1 protein-coding gene is annotated in these 487 nt (G+C 62.6%); it reads left to right on the top strand.

Features of this window, described 5'->3' with window-relative positions:
- Window positions 1-181, top strand: a 181-nt coding sequence (locus tag SB773_RS30020) for a hypothetical protein (protein WP_410593838.1), incomplete at its 5' end; no start/stop codon positions are given.
- Between the last annotated feature and the right edge of the window lie 306 nt (window positions 182-487).

The raw sequence follows: 487 nt of genomic DNA, 5'->3' as shown, positions 1-487 counted from the left end.
CATCCTGGTCGCCATCGGACTGATCTGGACGCTGCAGGGCCTCAACGTCCTGGCCGGTTCCGCGATGAGCGGCTCCCCGGTCTGGGGCACCATCGGGCCCATCGTGCTGATCGTCGGCGTCGTGCTCATCATCGTCGCCGTGGTCCGGCGGCGCAGGAACTCAGGTGCCCGGCAGCAATGAAGACATGGGCAGGGATAAGCCAAAAGGGCCGGCCCGACTTTTCAGTCGGACCGGCCCTTTCACATCCGTGGGTGGTTTTCGGATTCCAGCAACCCAGGCCAGTCAAGGGACGGACAGAGACATACCGCGTATTATCCCAACCTTACAGTCGATTGATTCCATGAAAACCGTCGAGCATACAGTCGGCGGGTTCTGGGACCCGAGCGCACGTTGCGTTTGAGGGGTCCTATTCTTGTTGACGGTCCGGGGGCCTGCGCGGTCTCCGCCCTAGCCTACCCGCGTTCCCTGCACGACTGGTTTCCGGTC

It is taken from the genome of Bacillus sp. SIMBA_074, assembly GCF_046534555.1.
GTDB classification, from domain to species: Bacteria; Bacillota; Bacilli; order Bacillales; family Bacillaceae_G; genus Bacillus_A; species Bacillus_A mycoides.
This window is presented reverse-complemented; position numbering and strand designations above follow the sequence as displayed.